Origin of the sequence: Asticcacaulis sp. MM231, assembly GCF_964186625.1 — a bacterium.
In the GTDB taxonomy this organism is placed as follows: Bacteria; Pseudomonadota; Alphaproteobacteria; order Caulobacterales; family Caulobacteraceae; genus Asticcacaulis.
In genome coordinates, this window is record NZ_OZ075108.1 from 787,749 (window position 1) to 811,689 (window position 23,941).

General features: G+C 59.0%; 26 protein-coding genes and 1 pseudogene. 18 read left to right on the forward strand and 9 right to left on the reverse strand.

The window, feature by feature from the left end:
• Nucleotides 1-79 precede the first annotated feature (79 nt).
• The 3 genes from ABQ278_RS03760 (at nt 80) to ABQ278_RS03770 (ending at nt 2,048) form a co-directional block, all read left to right on the forward strand.
• Nucleotides 80-517: a CHAP domain-containing protein gene (locus ABQ278_RS03760; RefSeq protein ID WP_349321274.1), complete on the forward strand. Its 438-nt coding sequence runs from the start codon at nt 80-82 to the stop codon at nt 515-517.
• A complete protein-coding gene (locus tag ABQ278_RS03765) occupies nt 498-1,004 on the forward strand; it encodes a hypothetical protein (protein WP_349321275.1) in 507 nt (168 codons plus the stop codon). Before ABQ278_RS03760 ends, ABQ278_RS03765 begins: the two co-directional genes overlap by 20 nt.
• 78 nt (nt 1,005-1,082) lie before the next feature.
• A complete protein-coding gene (locus tag ABQ278_RS03770) occupies nt 1,083-2,048 on the forward strand; it encodes a magnesium transporter CorA family protein (protein ID WP_349321276.1) in 966 nt (321 codons plus the stop codon).
• A 42-nt stretch (nt 2,049-2,090) separates the two neighbouring features.
• Here the strand turns inward: ABQ278_RS03770 and ABQ278_RS03775 are convergent, their stop codons facing one another.
• Nucleotides 2,091-2,588 carry a Fur family transcriptional regulator gene (locus ABQ278_RS03775; RefSeq protein ID WP_349321277.1) on the reverse strand — a complete coding sequence of 166 codons (498 nt, stop codon included), beginning with the start codon at nt 2,586-2,588 and terminating at the stop codon, nt 2,091-2,093.
• 156 nt (nt 2,589-2,744) lie between these two features.
• Here ABQ278_RS03775 and ABQ278_RS03780 point away from each other — a divergent pair, with 156 nt between their 5' ends.
• Both ABQ278_RS03780 and ABQ278_RS03785 read left to right on the forward strand, forming a co-directional pair.
• On the forward strand, nt 2,745-4,745 hold the full coding sequence (locus ABQ278_RS03780; protein ID WP_349321278.1) for a TonB-dependent receptor: 2,001 nt from the start codon (nt 2,745-2,747) through the stop codon (nt 4,743-4,745).
• 176 nt (nt 4,746-4,921) lie between these two features.
• Complete coding sequence (locus tag ABQ278_RS03785) at nt 4,922-5,710, forward strand: SapC family protein (RefSeq protein ID WP_349321279.1); 789 nt, start codon at nt 4,922-4,924, stop codon at nt 5,708-5,710.
• A gap of 87 nt (nt 5,711-5,797) precedes the next feature.
• Here the strand turns inward: ABQ278_RS03785 and ABQ278_RS03790 are convergent, their stop codons facing one another.
• Nucleotides 5,798-6,211 (reverse strand): acyl dehydratase, encoded by a 414-nt coding sequence (locus ABQ278_RS03790; RefSeq protein ID WP_349321280.1) that lies wholly within the window; start codon nt 6,209-6,211, stop codon nt 5,798-5,800.
• A gap of 166 nt (nt 6,212-6,377) precedes the next feature.
• On the opposite strand from ABQ278_RS03790, the gene ABQ278_RS03795 reads away from it, so the two are divergent.
• A complete protein-coding gene (locus ABQ278_RS03795; protein ID WP_349321281.1) occupies nt 6,378-7,592 on the forward strand; it encodes a helix-turn-helix transcriptional regulator in 1,215 nt (404 codons plus the stop codon).
• Between the two features lie 170 nt (nt 7,593-7,762).
• Nucleotides 7,763-8,885, forward strand: a pseudogene (ispG, locus tag ABQ278_RS03800) (flavodoxin-dependent (E)-4-hydroxy-3-methylbut-2-enyl-diphosphate synthase).
• Here ispG and ABQ278_RS03805 read toward each other — a convergent pair.
• A complete protein-coding gene (locus ABQ278_RS03805; RefSeq protein WP_349321282.1) occupies nt 8,886-11,120 on the reverse strand; it encodes an EAL domain-containing protein in 2,235 nt (744 codons plus the stop codon).
• Nucleotides 11,121-11,327: 207 nt separating this feature from the next.
• Here ABQ278_RS03805 and ABQ278_RS03810 point away from each other — a divergent pair, with 207 nt between their 5' ends.
• From ABQ278_RS03810 to ABQ278_RS03845, 8 genes are all read left to right on the forward strand, one after another.
• Nucleotides 11,328-11,927 (forward strand): glutathione S-transferase N-terminal domain-containing protein, encoded by a 600-nt coding sequence (locus ABQ278_RS03810; RefSeq protein WP_349321283.1) that lies wholly within the window; start codon nt 11,328-11,330, stop codon nt 11,925-11,927.
• 71 nt (nt 11,928-11,998) lie between these two features.
• The gene (prfA, locus tag ABQ278_RS03815) at nt 11,999-13,072 is read left to right on the forward strand and encodes a peptide chain release factor 1 (RefSeq protein WP_349322098.1); all 1,074 of its coding nucleotides are present in this window, start codon (nt 11,999-12,001) and stop codon (nt 13,070-13,072) included.
• Between the two features lie 35 nt (nt 13,073-13,107).
• Nucleotides 13,108-13,320 (forward strand): hypothetical protein, encoded by a 213-nt coding sequence (locus tag ABQ278_RS03820; RefSeq protein ID WP_349321284.1) that lies wholly within the window; start codon nt 13,108-13,110, stop codon nt 13,318-13,320.
• A gap of 3 nt (nt 13,321-13,323) precedes the next feature.
• Nucleotides 13,324-13,533: a hypothetical protein gene (locus ABQ278_RS03825; RefSeq protein ID WP_349321285.1), complete on the forward strand. Its 210-nt coding sequence runs from the start codon at nt 13,324-13,326 to the stop codon at nt 13,531-13,533.
• 1 nt (nt 13,534) lies between these two features.
• Nucleotides 13,535-14,341, forward strand: a complete 807-nt coding sequence (locus ABQ278_RS03830) for an MOSC domain-containing protein (RefSeq protein ID WP_349321286.1) — start codon at nt 13,535-13,537, stop codon at nt 14,339-14,341.
• Nucleotides 14,342-14,398: 57 nt separating this feature from the next.
• The gene (gene gpmA, locus ABQ278_RS03835) at nt 14,399-15,112 is read left to right on the forward strand and encodes a 2,3-diphosphoglycerate-dependent phosphoglycerate mutase (RefSeq protein ID WP_349321287.1); all 714 of its coding nucleotides are present in this window, start codon (nt 14,399-14,401) and stop codon (nt 15,110-15,112) included.
• 139 nt (nt 15,113-15,251) lie between these two features.
• The gene (locus ABQ278_RS03840; RefSeq protein ID WP_349321288.1) at nt 15,252-16,325 is read left to right on the forward strand and encodes a DUF559 domain-containing protein; all 1,074 of its coding nucleotides are present in this window, start codon (nt 15,252-15,254) and stop codon (nt 16,323-16,325) included.
• 62 nt (nt 16,326-16,387) lie between these two features.
• Nucleotides 16,388-17,641, forward strand: coding sequence for a pentapeptide repeat-containing protein (locus tag ABQ278_RS03845; protein ID WP_349321289.1), 1,254 nt, complete (start codon nt 16,388-16,390; stop codon nt 17,639-17,641).
• On the opposite strand, the gene ABQ278_RS03850 is transcribed toward ABQ278_RS03845, so the two are convergent.
• The gene (locus ABQ278_RS03850; protein ID WP_349321290.1) at nt 17,638-18,060 is read right to left on the reverse strand and encodes an NUDIX hydrolase; all 423 of its coding nucleotides are present in this window, start codon (nt 18,058-18,060) and stop codon (nt 17,638-17,640) included. The two genes, ABQ278_RS03845 and ABQ278_RS03850, sit on opposite strands and share 4 nt — an antisense overlap.
• A gap of 135 nt (nt 18,061-18,195) precedes the next feature.
• Between ABQ278_RS03850 and ABQ278_RS03855 the strand changes: the two genes are divergently transcribed.
• Together ABQ278_RS03855 and ABQ278_RS03860 are read left to right on the forward strand one after the other, a co-directional pair.
• On the forward strand, nt 18,196-18,561 hold the full coding sequence (locus tag ABQ278_RS03855; RefSeq protein ID WP_349321291.1) for a GFA family protein: 366 nt from the start codon (nt 18,196-18,198) through the stop codon (nt 18,559-18,561).
• The gene (locus ABQ278_RS03860) at nt 18,558-19,031 is read left to right on the forward strand and encodes an EVE domain-containing protein (protein WP_349321292.1); all 474 of its coding nucleotides are present in this window, start codon (nt 18,558-18,560) and stop codon (nt 19,029-19,031) included. Before ABQ278_RS03855 ends, ABQ278_RS03860 begins: the two co-directional genes overlap by 4 nt.
• Here the strand turns inward: ABQ278_RS03860 and ABQ278_RS03865 are convergent.
• From ABQ278_RS03865 to trxB, 3 genes are all read right to left on the reverse strand, one after another.
• The gene (locus tag ABQ278_RS03865) at nt 18,967-19,758 is read right to left on the reverse strand and encodes a MipA/OmpV family protein (protein ID WP_349321293.1); all 792 of its coding nucleotides are present in this window, start codon (nt 19,756-19,758) and stop codon (nt 18,967-18,969) included. The two genes, ABQ278_RS03860 and ABQ278_RS03865, sit on opposite strands and share 65 nt — an antisense overlap.
• Nucleotides 19,759-19,963: 205 nt before the next feature.
• Nucleotides 19,964-20,446: an Hsp20 family protein gene (locus tag ABQ278_RS03870; RefSeq protein WP_349321294.1), complete on the reverse strand. Its 483-nt coding sequence runs from the start codon at nt 20,444-20,446 to the stop codon at nt 19,964-19,966.
• 144 nt (nt 20,447-20,590) lie between these two features.
• Complete coding sequence (trxB, locus tag ABQ278_RS03875; RefSeq protein ID WP_349321295.1) at nt 20,591-21,637, reverse strand: thioredoxin-disulfide reductase; 1,047 nt, start codon at nt 21,635-21,637, stop codon at nt 20,591-20,593.
• Nucleotides 21,638-21,881: 244 nt separating this feature from the next.
• Here trxB and ABQ278_RS03880 point away from each other — a divergent pair, with 244 nt between their 5' ends.
• On the forward strand, nt 21,882-22,142 hold the full coding sequence (locus ABQ278_RS03880) for a GlsB/YeaQ/YmgE family stress response membrane protein (RefSeq protein WP_349321296.1): 261 nt from the start codon (nt 21,882-21,884) through the stop codon (nt 22,140-22,142).
• A gap of 61 nt (nt 22,143-22,203) precedes the next feature.
• Here the strand turns inward: ABQ278_RS03880 and ABQ278_RS03885 are convergent, their stop codons facing one another.
• A complete protein-coding gene (locus tag ABQ278_RS03885) occupies nt 22,204-23,214 on the reverse strand; it encodes a mitochondrial fission ELM1 family protein (protein WP_349321297.1) in 1,011 nt (336 codons plus the stop codon).
• A 141-nt stretch (nt 23,215-23,355) separates the two neighbouring features.
• Complete coding sequence (gene greA / locus ABQ278_RS03890) at nt 23,356-23,829, reverse strand: transcription elongation factor GreA (RefSeq protein ID WP_018081064.1); 474 nt, start codon at nt 23,827-23,829, stop codon at nt 23,356-23,358.
• Between the last annotated feature and the right edge of the window lie 112 nt (nt 23,830-23,941).

The following is a 23,941-nucleotide window of genomic DNA, read 5'->3' on the forward strand; positions in this document are numbered from 1 at the left end:
GAGGGGGCGAAAAGGTATTTGAAAATTAATTTTTCTGTTGTAGAAAAGACACGGGACTAACAGTCAATGAGTGTGTTGCGTGAAAAAAACCGTGTCGGCTTTCGCTTTTGCCCTACTTACCCTGTGCACCGTCGGCTCGGTTGAAGCCAAGGAAAAAGCACATAAAACCGGCAAGGCCCCTGCTGTCAAGGTCGCACACAAGTCCGCCGCCGACTCCGCCTATCTTCAATGCGTCACCTTTGCCCGCCAGTTCACCGGCATGCAGATTTTCGGCGACGCCTGGACGTGGTGGGGCAAGGCGACCAACCGTTATGAAGAAGGCTCTCGCCCTAAGCCCGGTGCCGTGCTCGTGTTCAAGGCCCAGGGCAAGATGAGCCGCGGCCATGTCGCCGTCGTTTCGCAGATCATCACCGATCGCTATATCCAGGTCACCCACGCCAACTGGTCGCCGATCAATGGCCGCCGTGGTCAGGTTGAAGATAATGTCAACGTGATGGATGTGTCGGAATTCGGGTGACTGGTCCAAGGTCAAGGTATGGTACGGTCCGTCGAATGATCTCGGCACCACCGTCTATCCGACCTATGGCTTCATCTATCAGGACCCCACACAGGTTCGCATGGGTGACAAGGTCACTACCATCGCGCAGCCTGAAACCGTGGCGCCCGCCGCTGCCCATCTGGCGCAGCAAATCGCCATGAATTCGAATACGCCCGCCGAACTGCCGGCCGATCTCAAGGCCGCGCTCTCGCCGGGCAACAGCAAGGGCTTCCAAGGCGTCAAGCCGGTCACTGTCGCCGCGCACGTTTCGGGCAAGCCCGCCGCCGATCTGGTGGCTCAGATTGATTCCGACAATGCCGACAAGCCCGAAGCCGTCAAGCCGGTGAAAAAGGTGACGGAGAAGGCCACTGGCAAGAAAGCCGTCGCAAAAAAGGCCTCCGCCAAGGGCAAGACCAAGGCCAAGGGCTCGGAAAAGTCGCACGTCCGCACCAAGCTGCGTTCGTAAGCTTCGCCTTAAACTCCACTTTACGCCCGTCGGGCTTTCCGGCTAAAGAACGGATCATACGTCGTTCGAGGGGCACCCGTGCTGACACTGCACACACAAGGACATCACGTCACCGCCGGACCTGAAAGTTTCAGTCCTGCGGTCACATGGCTCGATCTTTACAATCCAACCCGCGATGAAGAACTGCGCCTCGAAGGTCACCTCGGCGTCTTTTTACCGACGCGCGAGGACATGGCCGAAATCGAGGCGTCGAGCCGGCTCTATCTGGAAGATGGCGCGGCCTTCATGACCGCGCAGGTCGCCTTTTTCGGCGGCGAGGCACAGCTTCAGTCCGGGCCTGTCACCTTTGTGCTGGTGGGGGGGCGTCTGGTCACCATCCGCTATATCCAGCCGGCGTCTTTCAAGATCTTCAGCGATCACATCGAGAAGCAGCCTGCGATGTGCGTCGACGGACCGACCACCTTTCTCAACCTGCTTGATATCATCATCGACCGCACCGCCGACCTGATCGAGAAGACGAGCCACGGCATCGATGAACTGTCGAAATCGATCTTCACCACAAAGCGCAAGACCAAGCTCGAAGACGTGCTGATCCGTCTTGGCGGCGCGCAGAACGATATCGTCAAGATTTGCGATTCGCTGGTCTCGCTAACCCGGCTGACGGTTTTCGCGGCGGGGCTTGAACGTCCGGTGGTGGGGGTGAAAAACAGCGCCGGCCTGCGTGATTATCACGACCGCCTGCTTACGATGAGTCAGGATGTCGCCTCGCTGAGCGATCACGCCACCTATGTGTCGGGCAATATCGCCTTCCTGCTTGATGCGGCGCTGGGCCTGATCAATGTCGAGCAGAACCTGATCGTCAAGGTGATTTCGATCGTGTCGGTCATCTTCATGCCGCTGACCCTGATCGCCAGCATCTACGGCATGAATTTCGATGTCATGCCGTTCCTGCACCAGAAATACGCCTTTGAGACGGTGTGCGTCATCATGGTGCTGATCACGGTCGCGCTACTTGGTCTTTTCAAGAATAAGCGCTGGATTTAGGGCGTGTCGAGGTGGGCGGTCTGGTGGCGGGCTGCCCTCAGCCTAACGGTTGGCCTGGCAGGCGTTGCACAGGCCGCGCGCTTCCAGCGTGATGTGATTGACCTTGAAGCCGGTCTTGGCGGCGCTGGCCTTGATTTCCAGCACATTAGGAATGGCGATTTCCTCGCTCTGGCCGCAACATTCGCACAACAGGAAGCCGGCTGTGTGCCCAAAACGAGAGTGCCGATCATGGGTATCACAGGCCACGAAGGCGTTGAGGCTTTCGATGCGGTGGATCAGGCCCATCTGCTCCAGAAAGCTGAGCGCGCGATAGACGGTAGGGGGCTTGGCCGCGCCATCGGGATGGAAGCGATCGATGACATCATAGGCCTTGATCGGCGCATTGGCCTCAAGGATCAATTCATAGGTGCGCAGGCGCGACGACGTCATGCGCTCACCGGCCTCTACACACAGGGCCTGAGCTTCCTCAAGCCTGACCGCACGGGCGTCGGACTTAAGGTGATGGTCGTGATCGTGTGTGTGTTCGCAAGCGTGGCTCATGCTGATTAAGGTAAGAGGACTCGTGCCATTTCGCAAGTCATCGCAGAAAAACGACATAATGGTGCGTAATGGTATAACATTCGGCTTGACCTAAGTTATATTATTACATAACAAATGCCGCATCGCACCATTCTGGTCATGATCTGAGGTCTCCGCATGTCCGCTTACAAAACCCTTCTTCTAGGCAGCTTTTCCCTTCTGGCGCTCAGCAGCACTGCTCACGCTCAGGATGCCGCCCCCGCTAACGATAAGCCGACAGAGGTGGTCATCACCGGCTCGGGCTACAAGATCAACAAGGACGCGCTGATGTCGCACGTCGATATCCTGACGCGCGACCAGATCGACCAGAAGCCGGCGCAAGGGCTGGGCGACATGCTGGCCTACCTGCCGGGCATCCGTTCATCGAGCTTTTCGCCTGGCGCCAGCCGTCCGATTATCCGCGGCCTCGAAGGCTTCCGCGTCCTGGTGCTGAACAACGGCATGGGCATGGTCGATGTGTCGGCCCTGTCGCAGGATCACGCCGTGCCGAGCGACCCGACCGAAGCCCGCCGTATCGAAGTGCTCCGCGGACCGTCGGCGCTCGCATATGGCGGTAACGCTATCGGTGGCGTGGTCAACGTCATCGATGATCGTATTCCGACGCAAGCGCCGGCCAAGGGCTATGAGGGCACCGTCGCGCTGCAGGGCTCGACAGTTGACGAGGGACTGCAGGGCGCTTTCAATATCAAGGCCGGCAAGGGGCCGTGGATCTTCACCTTCGATGCCTTCGATCACAAGACCAAGGACTACAACACCCCGGTGCCGCCGCAGCTTCTGAGCTACAGCGAGGCCGCCGGTGAGGCGCCTGACACGCGCAGCAAGCAGACCAATTCGGCGCAGGACATGCGCAATATCGGGGCTGGCGTCTCCTATGTCGGTGATTTTGGCTTTGCCGGCGTCAGCTACAAGGATACCGACTACACCTACGGCACGGCCATCGAGCAGGACGTCAATATCAAGCTGCACCAGGAGCGCTGGGACGCCCGCGCCGGTATCAATCTCAACTGGCTCGGATTCAACCGCCTGGATGCGTCGGCCGGCTATTCCGACTATAACCATGCCGAATATGAAGGCGCTGATATCGGTACGCAGTTCCTGTCGAAAGGCGAGGAGTTCCGCGCCGCCCTGGTGCGTGACGGCCAGGGTAAGGTCAGCGGCACGGTCGGCATCAGCGCCCTGAAGCGCGATTTCGAGGCCATCGGCGAAGAGGCCTTCGTGCCCTCGACCACCACCAAGCAGAACGGTCTGTTCAGCCAGTATCGCTACGATTCCGGTCAGTGGGGCGTCGAAGGCGGCGCGCGGGTCGATCAGACCTCGATCACCTCGAACGAAACCGGCTTTGATCGCGATTTTGATACCGTGTCGGCCTCGCTCGGCAGCTTCTATCGCCCGTCGGCGCACACCTTTGTTGGGCTGAGCCTGACGCGGTCCGAACGCGCACCGGCTGATGTCGAACTGCTGGCCAATGGCCCGCATGCCGCCACCGGACAGTTCATCATCGGCAATCCCGATTTCAAAACCGAGGTCGGCTACAGCCTGGAACTGACGGGTCACCTGATGTCGTCGGAAAACCAGCGCTTCAGCCTGGATGCCCATGTCTACACCAGCCACTTCGACAATTTCATCGACCTGCGCGACACAGGCACGACCGAGGACGACATGCCGGTCTTCCAGTACGTCCAGACCAATGCCGATATCTACGGTCTCGAACTGGAGGGCAATGCGCGTCTGGGCCAGCGCTGGGGACAGGCCTTCAACCTGAACCTCGCCTATGACTATACCCATGGCGACACCGACATTGGACCTGTGGTGCGTATCCCGCCGCAGGCCCTGACACTCAAGCTGGAAAGCAAGGGCGGCGCGTGGGCTTCCTACGCCGAGGTTCGCACGGTCGATGCGCGTAAATCGCGCCTGGGCACCTTCGAGACGGCGACTGAGGGCTATACCACGGTCAATGTCTTCACCTCCTACAAGCTGCCGGAAACCCCGAACGTGTCGCTGTTCGCTGAGGTGCGTAATCTGGGCGACGTCGAGATGCGAGAAGCCACTTCGTCGACCAAGGATGCGGTGGTCGAGCCGGGTCGCAACCTGCGCGTCGGTCTGGTCTATAACTTCTGATCGTAGAGAGGCGAGGGGAAGCACACGCCTTCCTCCGCCCCAAAACGGTACAGACACACGCCGAAAACAGAAAAAATACCGGCCCGCTCGCCTATACAGTCACGGCGCTTGCCGGAAACAATCCGTTGGGCTAGAAGCGAAGTTCCTTTTTACTCCAGCCCTCTAGTAAAGCGACCATGGCACAAGAACAAACCAACGATGCGACGCTCACCGGAAACGTCCTTTTCTACAAATCCCCTGAACCGCTGAGCCCTGAAGCTCACGCCGCCATGGGTATCAAAGCGATCTCGTCGCCGCATGGCTTCGTGGCTGAAACCAATGTTGTGCCGCTGACCGTGGCCGAATTCCCGGCGGCTTCCTTAAGCTTCCCGATCGTCTTCATCGGTGAAAACTACATGCCGGTCGCAGCCATGGGCCTTTCCGCCGGCCAGAACGTGTTCGTGTCGGCTGAAGGCAGCTTCAAGCCCGACGCCTACCTGCCGGCCTTCGCCCGCCGCTATCCGTTCGTCTTCGCCAATGACGAAGGCCAGGAGCGCATGATCCTGTGCGTCGATACCGGCGCTGCCATGGTGGCTGCCTCCAACCCAGACGTGCCCTTCTTTGAAAACGGCAAGGCCACGCCTTACGTCGAGAACGCCATGCAGTTCTGTTCGGATTTCGAAAACGAGCGCCGTCGCACGGAGTCCTTCGTGGGTCTCCTGCGCGAACTGGACCTGCTGGCTGCACGCGAAACCCTTTATCGCCCGCAAAATCCGGACGGTACGCCGGGTGAGCCGCAAAAGATCGCCGAATACTTCGCAGTCGACGAGAAGAAGCTGGGCGAACTGTCCGGCGACAAACTGGTCGAACTTCGCGACAACGGCGCCCTGACCCACATCTACGCCCACCTGAACTCCCTTCTGGCCTGGGACAAGCTGATCGCCATGACGATTGAGCGCAACGCCGCGGCGCCGGTCGCCAACTAAGCTTTATGGCTTCGTGAAATGAAAAAGCTCCGGATGAAAGTCCGGAGCTTTTTTTATGGTTTCGAGCGGATGGCTAAGTCGTAAGGACTATTCCACAGGCGCCTTCGGCAGCCTTTGAAACACCGACCGCGTCAGGCAGGAAAACACCAGACGACCGGCTTCATCGAGCACGTCGTTCTGCGCAATGACCACGCCCTTGGTATCGCCCACGGCATCCTTGCCCATGACGGTCAGGCGACCGCGCAAGAGTTCGCCTGGCGGCGGATTGCGCGACCAGCGCAAGGCATCGACCGCCAGGCGCTTGGTTTGCGGCCAGTTCGACGCGGCTTCGGTTTCCAGCTTCGACCACAGGGCGAACAAAAGCGCGTCGGGCACGCCATCGGCCGGGTCCCAGCTTGGCGCGTAGGATTTGCAGAAGGCCGCCAGTTCCTCTTCGGATATGACACCTGCGCCGATGGAAACGCTCTGGCCGATATACAAATCGTCGAAGGCTGCGGGCATGACGGGATATTCCAGATTCAATCTAAGGAGGCCTTGTCATAAACCGACTTGGGCGTGATATCAAACACCAAAAATTGCGTTATATGTGTGGCGCTTAACGCCATGTCACTGTTGATTAATCACCGGGCCTATGGTTTGGTTCGTGACGCTCCCGTGCAGGAAAACCATGAGTACGCCCGATCCGCTGAACATCATTGAGGATGAGCCCTATCAGGGGCTCTATCGCGGTGCGTCACCGGCCCTGACCTCGGTCGACGGTCGCTTGCCCGACCGTTTCGACCTGGCGGAAATTCTCAGGACGACGCGCGAATCCATGGGGTTGTCGCTCGACAAGGTGTCGGATATCACCCGCGTGCGCCGTGCCTATCTCGAAGCCTTCGAGCAGGCGGCCTATGATGTGCTGCCGCCGCGCGCCTTCGCCATCGGCTACGTCAAGGCCTATGCCAAGGCGCTGGGGCTCGATGAAGAGACCCTGGCCGATATGTACAAGCGCGAGGTCACCGACGCCAGCGTGCGTCTCCATGCGCCGTCTGGTGCCTCGCTCGAAGACGTGAAACCCAACTACCGGCTCTATATCGGGGCGGCGCTTAGCCTGGTGGCGGCGGTGGTGATCTGGAATGTGGTGCAGCGCCAGCCGAATCTGAGCTTTGGCCATCGTGAGCATGAGGCGGCGTTCGGCAATGCGTCGTGGGCGCAGGGTGTGCCCAACATGCTCAACGGGACGATCTTCGTGTCGCAGCCCCTGCCGGCACCGCGAGATCAGGATGTACCGGCCCCCTACGTGACCCCGGGTTTAGAGGAAGGTTTTGCCTCGATCGAAGCGGCGAGAAATTCCAGTTCGGCCGCGCCGGTGCCGGTGTCGGATGTGCTGCAGATGCGCAAGGCGTTTAATCCGCGCGGGGCGATCTATGGGGCGCCGCCGGAAAATTCGTCGGTCACCCTGCAGGCCACCAAGACGGTCAATCTGGTGGTGCGCAGCCCGGAGGGTACGGTCTATTTCGCGCATTCGATCGGCGCCGGTGAGGCCTATCGCCTGCCGGCCGCCGATCAGCAGAACCTGCTCATCGATGTCTCCGATATCAACGCCTTTGAGATCTATTATAACGGCGAATATGCCGGCGCCATGGAGGCGGTGGTGACGCCGGTCGGCAAGCTCAATGCCCGTGCCGCCCAGCTTTCGAGCGTGCTCGATCAGCGTCAGGCCCAGGCCGGACAGGTGGTGGGTGCGCCCGTGGCCACTACTCAAACAAGGATCGCCCCCCTCACGGCTAACAAGCCGAGCGGGCCTATTCCCTACCTGCCGAGTCAGCGACCGGCGGCTGTGCCTGCGCCTGCGGAACCGTCCTCTGCTGCGGCATCGGCATCCGTCAGCCAACCGTAATATTATTTGAAAATACGGTTGTGACGTGAGGCCCGCGTGCTGATATAAGAATTTCCGGCTGCAAGCCGGCAAGCACGCCCAGTAACTGGTATATGTGCGCCCGAGCCGTTGCGAGGAGCCTCGCGGCGCTTGAGCGCGCGATGAACATCGCGATATAAAAGAGCTTACCTATGGATTCCCATCATCCTGACGACCGTAACCACACCCATGTGAGGCCGTGGCGCGCCATTGAGCGCCGAAAGAGCCGTCAGATCATGGTGGGCAAGGTGGCCGTCGGCGGTAATGCGCCGATCACGGTGCAATCCATGACCAACACCCTGACGTCCGATCCGCAGGCGACCTTGCGCCAGATCGCGGCCATGGAAGAGGCCGGCGCCGATATCGTGCGCGTGTCGTGCCCGGACGTCGAATTCGACCCACGCGCTCAAGACGATCGTCGAAAATGCCAATGTGCCGATCGTGGCGGATATCCACTTCCACTACAAGCGCGCCATTGAGGCCGCCAAGGCCGGCGCCGCCTGCCTGCGCATCAATCCGGGCAATATCGGTTCGGCCGATCGCGTCAAAGAGGTCATTCAGGCCGCCAAGGATTACGGCTGCTCGATGCGCATCGGCGTCAATGCCGGCTCGCTTGAAAAAGACCTGATGGAAAAGTACGGCGAGCCGTGCCCCGAAGCCATGGTCGAGAGCGCCCTTTACCACGCCAATATCCTGCGCGACCACGATTTCCACGAATTCAAGATTTCGGTTAAGGCGTCAGACGTCTTCCTGACCGTGGCGGCCTATAACCAGCTTGCCGATGCCATCGATTGCCCTTTGCACATCGGCGTCACCGAGGCGGGGCCGCTGCGCAGCGGCACCATCCGCTCGGCTATCGGCCTTGGCAATCTGCTGTGGGCCGGTATCGGCGATACGCTGCGGGTGTCGCTGGCCGCCGATCCGGTCGAGGAAATCAAGGTCGGGTTCGATCTGCTGAAATCGCTCGGTCTGCGCCATCGCGGCGTCAATATCATCGCCTGTCCGTCCTGCGCGCGTCAGGGTTTTAACGTCATCGAGACGGTGGCCAAGCTGGAAGAGCGGCTTGCCCATATCGCCAAGCCGATGTCGCTGTCGATTATCGGCTGTGTCGTCAATGGTCCGGGCGAGGCGCTCTATACCGATGTCGGCTTTACCGGCGGCGGGGCAGGGGCCGGCATGGTCTATGTTGGCGGCAAGCCGGATCACAAGCTGAGCAATGCCGACATGATCGAGCATATTGTCGGCATGGTTGAGGACCACGCCGAGAAGTTGTAACTACATTCTCGGCGTCATCTTGGCGATTTTCGGTGGCACGTAGACCTCATCGTCATCGATAGCCAGCTTGCGCTCTTTTTTCATCATCTCATCGATGGCGGCGGGGGCCACCGGCTTCGAGAACAGATAGCCCTGGATGATGTTGCAGCCCGTCTGGCGCAGGATGTTCTTTTGAGCGCGGGTTTCGACGCCTTCGGCGATGATGTTCAGGTTCAGCGCCTTCGACAGCTTGACGATGGCGCGGATGACCGCCTCGGCTTCCGGATCGACGCCCAGGTTTGACACGAATGAACGGTCGATCTTGATCTTGTCGACCGGGTAACGGCTCAGGTAACCGAGCGACGAATAACCGGTGCCGAAATCGTCGAGCGCGATGGTGAAGCCCATATGGCGCAGGTCACGCAGGATCATCTGGGTCGAGTTGTCGTCGTTGAGCAACACGCCTTCGGTGATTTCGATCTCGATCTGCTGCGCCGAGGTGCCGGTCTCCTGCAGCAAATCTTTGATATGATTGACGAAGGTATTGCAGCGCATTTGGGTGGCCGACACATTGACCGCCACCTTGAGGCCCGGCCAGCGATGGCTGTCCTGCATGGCGCGGCGCATCACCAACGTGCCCAGTTCGTTCATCAGACCGCACTCTTCGGCCAGAGGAATGAAATAGGCCGGCGAGACGGGGCCACGCGTGGGGTGCGTCCAGCGGCACAGAGCCTCGACGCCGACGATATGGCCGAAATGATCGACCTGCGGCTGGTAGACGACCTCGATGTCTTCGACGTGCACGGCTTCGCGCAGGCCGGTTTCCAGCGTCTTGCGCAGCTTGATGGTAGCGTCCATCTCGACTTCAAAGAAGGCATACTGGCCGCGGCCGGAATCCTTCGCGCGATAGAGGGCGAGGTCGGCCTGACGCAGGGCTTCGGCGGGTTCGATGTCGCCATCGTGCAGCAGGGTGACGCCGATCGAGCAGGACGAGAACACCTGGCCGGATTCGAGGCTGACCGTGCCGGTGAGGCCTTCGAGCACGCGCTTGGCCAGCGACGCCGCGCTGCCGCCATCGGTATCCGTCTGGATGATCACGAACTCATCGCCGCCCAGACGCGCCAGGGTGTCGCCGGAACGGATCATGCTGCTGATCTTTTGCGCATTTTTGCGGATCAGTTCGTCGCCAGCCAGATGGCCGAGCGTATCGTTGACGTCTTTGAAGCGATCGAGCCCGATGCACATGACGGCGACATTGCCGCCCTGCCGTTTGAGGCGTTCATTGGCCTGCTTGAGGCGATCAGCGAACAGGGTGCGGTTGGGCAGACCCGTCAGGTTATCGTGCAGGGCCATGTGCTTGGCCTTGGCTTCCGAGGCAATCAGGCCTTGCGCGGCGCGCTGGCTCTGGTGCAGCAGCACAATAGCGATGAGGCCGAGGCCGAGCGAAATCATCAGCACGGGGCCGAGGGTCCGGATAAAGAGGGTGTGGCCGGGGGTATCGGGCATCCACGTCAGTTCGGCCAGCACCTTGCCACGATCATCACGGAAAGCGACGGATGCCGAGCCGGGTGCCTTGATCTGGCCGGGGCGCAGCAAGGTGATGTTCGACACCATATAGCGCTGCGACAGAACAATCAGTTCTTCACTGGAAAGCTCATGCGTGCCGATCGCGGCAAAGGGGGTATATTTCAACAGTGGCGAGGTCTGGTCGTCGGGCAGCAGCAGGCTGGCGCCCACAATATAGATGCGCCCGTTGATCGCCATCAGCTTGCCAATGTGATTGCTGTTTGTGTTGTAAGGCTTGTTACTCAGGCGTCGCTCATTGAAATCGGCGCGCAGGTTTTTGACCAGGCTGCGGGTCTGAGCGGCCATGGCCGCGAATTCGGCGGGATCGGCCTTGTGGCCTTTCCGGTAGGCGAAGACCGGCTGATCATCGCCATTGAGCAAAAGATTGGATTCGAAATTGAGAAAGTTTTCGAAATACTTGCCAATATTGTTGGAGACCCATTTTTCATCGTATTCGACAGAGGTTCTCTTGACCGCTTCACCCCATATGGTGATGGGGGTCATGAGCTGGGCATGATCATCTGCCATCTGGTCAAGACCCAGCATGACGAGTTTCTCTTCGCGGGTCCGCGACATCTTGTCGGCCTGTTCGGCCCAGATCCACAGACTGCCCACCAAAGCACAGACGGCCACCACGACAATCAAGGCCATGGGCGCGAGCAGTTTTAGTTCACTCGAAGTACGTTTCACCAGGTTCTCGTTCTGAGATAAAGTTACTTTATGTTTCGTATGATACCGGAGACATCTTAAATTAAGGCAAACAAATGCCTTTTTTATTTAAACGGTTGTTAAGATTTCTGTGCCGCGCATTGTGGATAAATGTGGCGCTTTGTCCTTGACGTATAAGGCTTTGCGCGTCAGGTAAAACAAAGGTAAATCTTAACGGACATGGCTCAGATGAAACTGTTTATAAGTTCGACCTCTGTCTTTGCCCGCAAGGTACGCATTGTGGTGCGCGAAAAGGGATTGGCGGATCTTGTCGAGGAAATCGCGCGCATTCCGGTCGAGGCGGCGCCCGATCTGGTCGCGGCCAACCCGCTGTCGCAGATACCGGCCCTGATCGATGACAACGGTGTGGCCTGGACCGACAGCGGGCTGATCAGCGCCTGGCTGGATACGCAGGGCAGCGGTCCCTGCCTGTTGCCGGCGGCGGGGACTGATGCCTACTGGCAGGTGCGGCGGGCGGAAACCGCCGCCTCGGCCCTGAACGAAATGATGGCGAAGATCGTCTATGAAAACCGTCGCCCGGAAAGCGAGCGCTCGCCCTATTGGCTGGAACGCTGGCAAGGCAATCTCAGGCGCGCCTTTGGAGTGGCCGATACGCTATGTCCGGAGGCGGATGTTTTCGATATGGGCAGTTTAAGTCTCGGCGTGGCCGCAACCTTTTGCGACTTCCGCCTCGGTGATCTCGACTGGCGATCGCTTGCGCCGCGCATCGCCGCCTTGCAGGAAGTTTTGGAGCGTAGGCAGAGCTTTATTGAAACCTTCCCTAAATAGGTCTAGTCAGGCCGCACATTCCGTAACCTTCTGGCCGCCATCATCTGGCCTTTCATGAGTATAACGCCTTGATACACCTTCCCGATGCCAAGCTTGCCCAGGTTATGGACCGCTTCCACATGATCGAAGCGCGCATGGAGTTGGTGACCGATGGCGCTGAGATCGTCAAACTGTCCAAGGAGCACTCGGAACTGAAGCCGGTTTTCGACGCGGTCAGCCGTCTGCAGAAGGCGCGCCAGTCGGTGCCCGAACTGGAAGAGATGGCGGCGCTCAACGATCCGGATCTGTCGCCGCTGGCCGCCGAAGAACTGGACGCGCTGAAAACCACCCTGCCGGAACTTGAGCACGGCGTGGCGTTGTTGCTGGCGCCGCAGGACAAGGACGTCAATGCCTCCGCCATTCTGGAAGTGCGCGCTGGCACCGGCGGTGACGAAGCCGCCATCTTCGCCGGTGATCTGTTCCGCATGTATTCGCGCTTCGCGTCATCGCAGGGCTGGAAGGTCGAGATCAACTCGGTCAGCGAAGGCGAAATGGGCGGCTACAAGGAAATTATCGCCTCGGTGACCGGCGATGGCGTTTTTGGCAAGCTCAAGTTTGAATCAGGTGTGCACCGCGTGCAGCGCGTTCCCGCCACCGAAGCGGGGGGGCGTATCCACACCTCGGCGGCCACCGTGGCGGTGCTGCCGGAAGCCGAGGATGTCGAGATCGAGATTCTCGACAAGGATATCCGTATTGACACCTATCGCGCCTCGGGTTCGGGCGGCCAGCACGTCAACAAGACCGATTCCGCCGTGCGCATTACGCACATGCCATCGGGCATCGTGGTGACCAGTTCGGAAAAATCGCAGCATATGAACCGCGCTATCGCCATGCGCAATCTGAAGGCCCGCCTGTATGATCAGCAGCGCACCGCGCTCGATACGGCGCGCTCTGATGCCCGTAAAAGCCAGGTTGGCTCGGGTGACCGCTCCGAGCGCATCCGCACCTACAACTATCCGCAGGGGCGCGTTTCCGATCACCGCATTAACCTGACCCTCTATAACCTGCCGCAATTCATGGAAGGTGATATGGACCAGATGATCAATGCCCTGATCAACGAGGATCAGGCCGAACGTCTGGCCATGCTTGCCGAGGAACTGGGCTAATGTTACCGTCAGGGCTGTTAACATTGGGACACAAAATGAAAATCAGCCATGCGATCCGCTTTATCTCTGTAGCCGTCCTGGTTATCTATTGGGGCGGACATTTGCTCGGTGAGTTAAAGCCAGGCATTAGCTGGCAGCAGGTCTTCGTCACGGATTGGTACGTTACAGTCTTGGTGCTGTGCATGCCTGTCATGCTGCTGGTCTGGTTTGCGTTCGAAAAGCGGCGTGAACTGAAAGCTGAAGAGTAGGCCATGATACCAAAACCCCTCATGCACAAAGCCCTGATCGTGTGGGGCATATTGCTGATCGGTCAGTTTCTGCTGGCTGCCGCGGTCATGTATCAGAATATGAAGGCCGGATTCGGTTTTGTCGAAACCGCTATGACGCTGCCGCCATCGCTATTTGTTTTCAGTCTGGCGCTGTTTTTGGTGAGCTGGCTGCAATACCGGAGCAAACGCTGACATGTTGACGATGGGCGCGATCACCCAACTCTGGCGGCACCCGATCAAGGGCTTTACGCCGGAACCTGTGAGTGAAGCCCTGCTGTGCCCGGACGATTTCTTTCCGTTCGACCGGCTCTATGCGCTGGAAGTCGGCCATTCCGGATTTGACGCTCTGGCGCCCAAAACCATTTCCAAGATGAAGTTCGCTGTGCTGGCGCGTTTTCCCGCCGTGGCGCGACTGCGCACCCGTTATGATGAGATCGAAGATGTCTTCGAGGTCACCGACGAGGACGGCACGTCGTGGCGCTTCGATATGGCGTCGGAGGCCGGCTGTCATGCTCTGGCGCGGCATGTCGAGACGATCCTGGCGCGTCACGAAGACTATGATCCGGTCGCCTTTCCCTTAAACCTTTTGCGCGCGCCGAACTGGGACGAGGTGCATAGTCACTTCCGCTTTACTGATTCCGGCAAGGGCTTCGTGTCGTTTCTCAACCTCAACAGCTTGCGTGATCTGGGGCAACGCATCGGCCGCGAACTTGATCCGTTGCGTCTGCGCGCCAATATATGGGTCGAGGATCTGGTCGCTTTCGAAGATCATGATTGGGTGGGCCGGCATATCCGCATCGGCGAGGAGGGGCCGCACTTCGAGGTGCTCAAGCCGATCGTGCGCTGCGTTGCCACCCACGTGAACCCCGACACCGCCGAACGCGATGTCGATCTCTGCGCCGCGCTGTGGGAGCATTACGGTCACCGCGATTGCGGTATCTACGCGCGCATCCTTAAGGGTGGCACGCTCCGTCCCGGCGACACGCTGCATGTGTATTGATATCTGATCCCAAGCCACCTATAGCCATCGCATATTTCACAGTCCGGAGATGCCTTCATGCCTACACTTGTCCTTCTGCGCCATGGCCAAAGCCAGTGGAACCTGGAAAACCGCTTCACCGGCTGGGTTGATGTCAACCTGACCAGCGAAGGTGAAGCCCAGGCGACGCGCGGCGGCGAGTTGATCAAGGCCGAAGGCATCGAGATCGACAAGGCCTTCACATCGGTGCTCACCCGCGCCATCCGCACCTGCAATCTGGCGCTTGAAGCCGCAGGGCAGAGCTTTGTGCCGGTGGTCAAGGACTGGCGCCTCAATGAGCGTCATTACGGCGGCCTGACGGGCCTCGACAAGGCCGAAACCGCCGCCAAGCACGGTGAGGATCAGGTCAAGATCTGGCGCCGTTCGTATGACGTGCCGCCGCCGCCGCTGGAATCCGGCAGCGCTTACGATTTCAAGGGCGACCGTCGCTATGCCGGCGCCGACCTGCCCGACACCGAAAGCCTGAAGACGACGCTCGATCGCGTTATGCCGTTCTGGACCGGCGACATCGTGCCGGCACTCAAGGCGGGCGATACGGTGCTGGTGGCAGCGCACGGTAATTCCATCCGCGCCATCCTGAAATCGCTGTTCGACCTGTCGGAAGAGGCGATCCTTGAGGTCGAGGTGCCGACTGGAAATCCTCTGGTTGTCAAGCTGGACGACAACCTGAAACCGGTCTCGGCAAAGTATCTCGATACGGCCCGCGCCAACCCGCTGCCAGCGATCGGGTAACAGAGAGTATAGCCCCTCACCCCAGCCCTCTCCCCGCAAGCAGGGAGAGGGGGCTTTAAGCTTTAAGTCGATGTGTTACCTTCCCTTCTCCCTGCCTGCGGGGAGAAGGTGGCCGAAGGCCGGATGAGGGGCTTTGCGCATGCGTAAGATCAAATCACGTCTGATATCCTTGGCGCAGTCTCTCCGCAAAGCCCGTAATCTGGCGGAAGACAAGCTCTGGCACGCCATCAGAAACCGTAACCTGAATGGCATCAAATTCAGTCGTCAGGTACCAATCGGTTCATATATCGCGGACTTTGCCTGCCGGGATTTAAAGCTGGTGATTGAGCTTGATGGATGTCAGCACATCGATGATCCGAAGGACCAGATCCGCAACGATTTTATGAATGCAGAAGGCTGGTCGGTAGCCCGCTTTCCCAGTGCGCATGTTTTGCTGAACCGTGATGCCATACTCGAAACCATTGTGGCTATTTGCGAAGCGCGAATTACGGACCATATTGTCGATCATGACTTTCAGTTTTATCCGGCGAAGCTTGTGACTTCATCAAACACTAAAGCCCCTCACCCCAGCCCTCTCCCCGTAAACGGGGAGAGGGGGCAGGAAGATGCCTTCATGCAGCACGCCTTGAGGCTGGGTCTCTCCCAGATGGGACGGACCTGGCCCAATCCGGCGGTGGGTTGCGTCATCGTCAAGGACGGCGTGGTCATTGCCGAGGGCGCCACCGGCGACGGCGGGCGTCCTCATGCCGAGGAGGTCGCGCTCGATATAGCTGGCGAGGCGGCCAGGGGCGCCACCGCCTATGTCACGCTGGAACCCTGCGGGCAGCGCTCCAATGGCGGTTGTTCGTGCTCGCAGAGGCTCGTTGAGGCCGGTGTGAACCGCGTGGTCTATGCCTGCGATGACCCGTCGCCCTACGCCTCGCATATCGGTGTCGAGCGCATGACCGCGGCCGGCCTTAAGGTCGAAAAAGGCCTGATGGCGCAAGAAGCGGCCAGACTGATCGCACCCACCGCCCACTATCATCGTACCGGGCTGCCGCTCATCGAGACGGATGATGACGGTCAAGGTTTTGACGCCGTCTTTGTGCCCGAAAGCGACGACCTTGCCGCCGAACTCAAGTCATGGGCGTTACGTGGCTATCGTCATCTGTCTGTTCCCGAAAAGAGCGAGTTGGCGCACGCCTTAAGTGCATTAGGGTTAATAACCGGGTAACCTAATTTTTAAGGTTTTCATGACAGACTTTGGTCAATGATTTTGACTGAAAGCCTACCCCGATGACCGCCACTGCCGGCGACACACGCTACACCAAGATGACGCAGGCCCAGGTCGACGCCATCTGTGTCAAGCACGAACGTCTGCGCGCCATGAAGCCGGGCGGGGCGCGGGCGATGTTTGCCTGGTGCGATCTGTCGGGACTGAGCCTCAAGGGCCGTGTTCTCAATGATGCCGATTTCACCGCCGCCATACTGATGGACTGCGATCTGAGCGGCGCCGTGCTCGATACCTGCAATCTCTATTGCGCCGATCTGCAACTGGCCAATCTGCAAGGGGCTTCGATGCGCCGCGCCGATCTGCGCGGGGCGTCCTTACGTGGCGCCAACCTGTCTGATAGCGATCTTTACGAGGCCGATCTCCGCGAAGGCGCGCTGGCCCTGCCCGACAAACAGGCGGGCCTGTCATATGTCGAAATCTCGATGCGGTCATCGGAAGCCGCCTACGCCAATCTGCGCGGGGCCAATCTGGAGCGTTCCAAGCTCTCCGGTATTCAGGCGATGAAGGCGGATTTCACCGACGCCACCATGAAGTCGTGCAAGCTGATCCGTGCCAATCTCAAACAGTGCATCATGGACAATGTCGACCTCGCCGGCGCGGATCTGTCTGGCGCTGACCTCTCCGGGGCGTCCTTGCGCGATGCCGTGCTGATCGGCGCCAAGACCGACATGTGGCGCACCTCGCAGACCGATATGACCGGCGTACTGACCGATAAGGCCATGGGCACCGATATCAAGGCGCTGCCCTATGGCCAGATGCTCAAGGACCATGCCTTGTGGGTCGATACCCTCGGCAAGGAAGGCTCGCCATCGAAGTTCGATCATGCGGATCTGCGCGGCATGGGCTCGATCCGGGGGCTTAATCTGGCCGCACTTTCCGCCAAGGGCGCGGTGTTTTATGGCCTCGATATGCGCGGCGTTCAGCTTCAGGGCGCGCATCTGGAAGACGCCGATCTGCGTAATTGTAATCTGAAAGGTGCTGATCTGCGCGGCGTGCGTATGCTCAAGGCGAAGCTCGACGGCGCCAATTTGGAAGGCGCCAATCTCGGTGCTCTTAAGATCGACGCGACGCGTTTCCTGCCGGCCGATCTGCGCGAAACCCGGATGCGCAATGTCAATTTCAGCGCTGCCGACATGAACCTGGTGCGTCTCGATGGCGCCGATATCTCGCGTTCCAACATGGAAGGCGCGGCGCTCAATCTTGAAGCGCTGGAGAATGTCACCTGCGTGGCCCTGCGCGGACGGATAGCCAGCTAATAGGCCGCCAATACCGCTTTGAGAAGGTGTTGGAGATGTGGAATTGCGCGTTTGTGCGAAATAAACATCTCGATGGGCATAAGCGACCAGCGCTGTCCTTCACTACCGAAGCGAATCTGTTGAATCTCTTCAACACTCACATCAGCACGGCAAAAGTAGGTGTCCAATCCGCCCGGTGTCTGGCTGACGTATCGTGTCAGGCCACTTATTCTTTCCGCGGATAGTCGCAGACCAAATTCCTCTTCGACCTCGCGTATGACACAGTCTACCGGATTTTCATCTGCCTCGCGTCCGCCGCCCGGCAGATCCCAAAGGCCGGGAAAGGGAATCCCTTCCTTTTCATCGCGCAGATAAGCAACGAGGGCGGTCTCACACATCAAAGCGATTTTGGTTCCGCTGAATCTGGCTTCATTCCACATCACACAATCCCCATGTCTCCCGAGCGTGCAGTCCTCTAAACTGAACTGTATTGTCGCTTCGAGCAACTTCATTACATGCTGACGAAATCTGGCAGCAGGCGGTATTAGTCTTCCCCAGTTCAAGGGAGAAGCATCATGACCATCAAGGGAAGCTGCCACTGCGGCGCCACCCGGTTTTCGATCGACGTCGAACCGGCCAGCCTGACGCAATGCACTTGTTCAATCTGTTCAAAGGGCGGCGCGTTATGGGCCTATTACAAACCCGAAGATGTTCGTATCGAACCGCAAACATCCAACGCCACCTATCGTTGGCAAAGCATGATGGTGGAGCATAACTTCTGCCCGACCTGCGGCTGTATCACCTATAACCGTTCGCCATCGTGGGTGGACATGAAACCGGATTTCACCAATCCGCAACTGTCAGTCAATGCGCGTCTGTTTGATGACTATGATATCTCCGGATTGCCTGTGCAGGTGCTCGACGGCAAGAACCTGTGGTGAGCCGGTTCTGGCTGGCGGTGGCCTGTGCCGAGCATGTGCGGTGCGGACGGAGCGAGGGTTTCATGCAGGTCAATCACGGCAAGCTGGGCCCGCTCAAGCGTATGAAGCCGGGTGATGGCATCGTCTATTATTCGCCTTCTGAGAAGATGGGCGCGAAAGACGGTTTTCAGAGTTTCACAGCGATCGGCAGGATCAGGGAAGGTGAACCCTATCAGGGCTTTATGTCCGAGGGTTTCCAGCCCTTCCGGCGTGATGTCGAATGGGTGCCGGCGCATGAAAGCTCCATCCGGCCTTTGCTGACGCAACTCGACCTGACTGCCGACAAAAACTGGGGCTATAGTCTGCGCTTTGGCGTGCTCGAACTGAGCGCTGGCGATTTCGCCACGATCGGCGAAGCGATGACGGTCAGCGGCTTAAGCGGCGCACCACCAGAAGACCGAAGCGGTAACTCATCTCCTGATTTTTCTTGAGCTGGATCAGAGGACTGTCGGCCACATCGCCAAGCGCGCGTTCGGCGTTGAGGAAGGTGGCGATGGCGTAGTGTTTTTTGATCGGTGTCATCATGAGGAAGGCCAGGCCGACATTTTGTACGCCGGCGCCGACGGAATAGGCGTCAAGCCCGGAGGCGGTCGCTTCATCGGCATCGACGCCAAAATAGGCCTGATTGGTCTTGCGATCGCCAAGGCGCGTGTAGACCATGGTTTGCAGCAGGCCGACCTTGGTTATGTCCTGATGGGCAGCCGACAGGAACAGGGATGAACCGCCCGATACATGGCTGATATCGTGCATGGCGTAGCCGCCAAGGCTGAAATTGTCCCCGACCCGATAAAAAGCGTAGGTTGCCAGATCGGCGCCGAGGCCTGGCACCTTAAGACCCTCCTCACCGTCGGCATTGCCGCCGAAATGCGGGCGCACCTGAACGCCGGCGCGGAACCGGTCGCGGCCGATGGCATTGTAACCCACGCCGCTTAGGGCATCACCATAGAAGCGGTTCTTGTAGTTGAACCCACCCCACGGAATGGCGTTGACCTTGTCCGGATCGCCGCCATTGGCGCTGAAGCCATAGACCGCGCCGCCGCCGATATCGATCGTCCAGTCGTTCTGCTCACCCACCGCCTTGAAAGGCTGGGTCTGGGCATGAGCCGCGCCAGCTATAAGCGGCAGAAGAACGGTGAGGGTGAGGCAGAGTTTGCGCATGGATAGGTCCCTTGATAACAGGGCTACCCATACAAGATCCATACCGTACTGTACAGTTCAAATAAAGAAAGACTTCCGGCTTGTCGTCTGATCCACCACACCCGAAGGGGACACAGGGTGGGATCAGAGGGGCCGGGAGTCCAGGGGAATTGGAGAAACAGAAAACAGGGGCTCCGCCGTATACCTGACCGGCGGAGCTTAGAGCTTACTCAGCGGCCGTAAGAACTGCGGCCGAGTCATTGGAAGCCGTCTTGATGGCGATGGTCTTCGCCTTCTTGGCTTCCGGCACTTCAAGCTGGAGGGTAATCGACAGCAGACCGTTGGCGAGGTCGGCCTCGGTCACCTTGACATGATCGGCGAGCTGGAAGCGGCGCTCGAACGAGCGTTCGGCCAGGCCGCGATGCAGGAAGGTGCGGGTGGCGGCGTCGTCATCCTTCTTACCGGTAACGGTCAGGACGTTTTCTTTCACTTCGATGTTGAGTTGATCAGGCTTGAAGCCGGCAACCGCCACTTCGATGCGGTAGGAATCGCCCTGATCTTCGCCTTCGCCGGCGGCGATACGCTCGATGTTGTAAGGCGGCCAGCCCGGTGCGGCTTCGGTGCGGGCGGCGCTGTCGAGCAGGTTGACCAGACGGTCAAAACCCACGGCGGAACGGTACAGGGGGGAAAAATCGATGGCAGTACGCATAGGGATCTCCTTCAAAAAGCGAGACCTTACGGGGTGTCCAGACACAGTGGAGCTTAACCCGTAAAGGTTTGATATTGAACGACATCTGCATCCCCTTATGGGCGATGTGTCATTCAAGAAGGCCCAGGTGTTGGCGCCTTCGCTTTATGATTTGGTAGCGACTTTTTTCTGTTCAAGGGTCAGATGCGAAAAATCTTCCTCGATCTCTTTCGCCGTCAGCAGGCTATGGTGATGGTCCTCTTCCGCCAGCAGGCGAATGGCTTCGAGCGCTGCCTGGCAGCCCATGCCGGCGGCGGTTACGGCCTGACGGTAGACGTCGTCGGTCACATCGCCGGCGGCGAAAACGCCCTTGATCGAGGTCTTGGGTGTGCCGGGCTCGACCACGAGATAGCCACCCTGTTTGGTTTCCAACTGGCCTTCAAAGAGCTGCGAGGCCGGGGCATGGCCGATGGCGATGAACACGCCATCGAGATCGACTACGCGCATATCGCCGGTATCGACGTGTTTGAGGCGCACGCCGGTGACGCCCATGCCGCCGAATTCATTGGTCTCCCCCAGGATTTCATCGATGGCGACGTTCCAGATCGGTTCGATCTTGGGATCATTGAGCAGGCGTTCGACGAGAATCTTTTCGGCACGCAGGTTTTCGCGGCGGTGGATCAGGTAAACCCTGGAGGCGAACTTGGTCAGGAACAGCGCTTCCTCGACCGCGGTATTGCCGCCGCCAACCACAGCCACTTCCTTGTTGCGATAGAAGAATCCATCACAGGTGGCGCAGGCCGAAACGCCGAAGCCCTGATAGGTTTTCTCGGACTCGATGCCCAGCCACTTGGCCTGTGCGCCGGTGGCGATAATGACGGTTTCGGCCAGGAACTGCGCGCCGGATTCAGTTTCCAGCAGGAACGGACGGCGCGACAGATCAGCCTTGGTCACGATTTCGCCGATGATCTCGGTGCCCATATGGACGGCCTGATCGCGCATCTGGTCCATTAGCCACGGGCCCTGCACCACCTCGGCGAAGCCGGGATAGTTCTCGACGTCGGTGGTGATGGTTAGTTGTCCACCATCCTGCGGCCCGGTGAAGATCACAGGTGACAGCAGGCCGCGCGCCGCGTAGATGGCGGCGGTCCAGCCGGCCGGACCGGTGCCGATGATGGCGCAGCGAAGAGGACGCGGTGTGGATTCAGGCATGGCGTGACAATCTATCTGGAATCGGAAAAGTTAACGGTCCTTAGATAGGTATCGGCGTCGCAATTGTCATCAGGAATTGCGGGGCGTGGGCGGTTTTCCCAGGGTTTCTGCGCAAAGCGGCCTTTTCTGAAATCTTATTTCCTCTCCTTGCGAACCACATCTCCAAAATTTTCGGCGCGCATTACTCTGGACCTCTATCCACATTGGGCCGCATCGGGCGGGCTGTATATTTCAGGAGATTACCATGCCAGAACAACAAGTCGGTTGGCTGCTCGCTATTATCGTTGGCGCCGTGGCCGGTTGGGCTGCCGAGCAAATCATGAAGTCCAATCAGGGCCTTCTGATGAACATTATTCTGGGTATCGTTGGCTCGATCGTCGCCAATGCCCTTTTCTCCATCATCGGTATCGGGTTTGGTGGTGTGATCGGTTATCTGATCGCCGGTATCGTCGGCGCCTGTATCCTGATCGCGCTCGGCCGTATGATCAAGGGCCGTCGCGTTTAAGGCTTAACGCTTAAATAGCACAAAGCGGCGAAGGCACCTGTCTTCGCCGCTTTTTTATGTGTTAAGGCCGTCTGGCGAAATACATCGTCAAGAGATGCTCAGAGGCGCGTTTGGTCTCGTTGAGCGGCGGATAGGCCTTATGAGCGCTGTTGTAGTGCCCGTCGGCCAAGATGCCATTGAAGGGGTGGGCTATGCCCTTGGCGCGCAGGGTTTCGTGGAAATCCTCGAATTTCTCACCCGAACCGAGCGTGCGGCGCTCCAGCGGCAGGATTTGCAACGGCTTGCCGGTGCCGGCCACTTCGGTGGCCATATTGACCGAATCCTCGGTCACCAGGAAATGATCGGCGGCATAGAGGAAGGCGAAATAAGGGTTCTCGCCCTTGCCGTCATAGATGATGCCCGGCAGATCGTGCAGCACATCTTCGAAAATGCGGCGGGCATTATCGGGTGTGCGGCGTGAAACGGTCAGCAGCAGCGAACCGCCGCTCTGCTGGATGGCGCTGCGAATTTCGATCGCCAGGGCATAGGCGCGCTTTTCATCGATATCGTAGGCCTTGGAGCGGCCGCCGACCATGACGCAGACGCGCGGATGCGGCAGGTTGTCGATGTGGTCTCGCCAATTTTCATAGGCGATTTCAAGGCGGTGAGGGGCAACACGGTTGGTCGAGCCGATCAGCGACAGCACGTTCTTGCCGCGCACATGGTCGTGCTCCGGCGCAATCACCAGATCGAAGGCCTTGAGATTGTGGCGCGGGTTCTGGAGCTGAACCACCATGGTTCGCTGGCCGGAGCGCTTGCGCATCCGGCTGCTGAAAGGAATCGTGGAGCGGCCAGCGGCGATCCAGATATCCGGGTAGGGCGCATCGAGCGAGTCGCTTCTTTCGCTGAGCATAGCGTCAGGCCATAGCTTCAGTGCCGTCGGCAAGCGATCATAAAGGCTGGAATAGCGGATGCGTTTGACGACAATGGTCGAAGGCGTCAGTTCCTGTACGGCTTCGGCCAGCCCGAGAACCTGATTCTCAATACCAGCGCGCCCGTCGGAAACGGCCCAGATGGTAAGAGGTTGAGGCATCGACTACTCCCAAGACCCAGAGCTACGCCAAAGGCATAGATGACATACGGAGACACGCCGCGGCCCGTGCCGGACGAGTCTCCGTATGTCATCGAAGCACAAAAAAGCTATGCTGCATAGCAGCAATGCCAGTTGTGCTTATCAGATCCACTCGACCTTGAGGATTTCGTAGGCCTTGACACCACCGGGTGTCGGCACTTCGACGACATCACCGACTTCCTTGCCGATCATGGCGCGCGACAGCGGCGACGACAGCGAAATCTTGCCCGATTTCACGTCGGCCTCATGGTCGCCCACAACTTGGTAGCGGCCTTCCTCTTCCGTATCTTCATCGACCACGGTGACGGTGGCGCCAAACTTGACCTGCTGGCCAGAGAGTTTGGAGACGTCGATCACCTGGGCGCGGCTGATCTTGTCCTCGATGTCGGCAATCTGCCCCTCGACCCAGCCCTGACGCTCCTTGGCGGCGTGATATTCTGCGTTTTCAGACAGGTCTCCGTGTTCGCGCGCCTCACTGATGGCGGCGATTACGCTGGGACGCTCGATCGACTTCAAACGCTTGAGTTCATCGTCGAGGACTTGGTAGCCCGCGGCGGTCATCGGCACTTTTTCCATGTGCGATTGATATCTTTCCACCCTGAGGAATGACAAAAAGCCTGACGTCGGTTGAGGGGGGCTACAACCGGTCAGGATAAAAAAGACGGTGATGGACTTGTCGGTCCCTGCG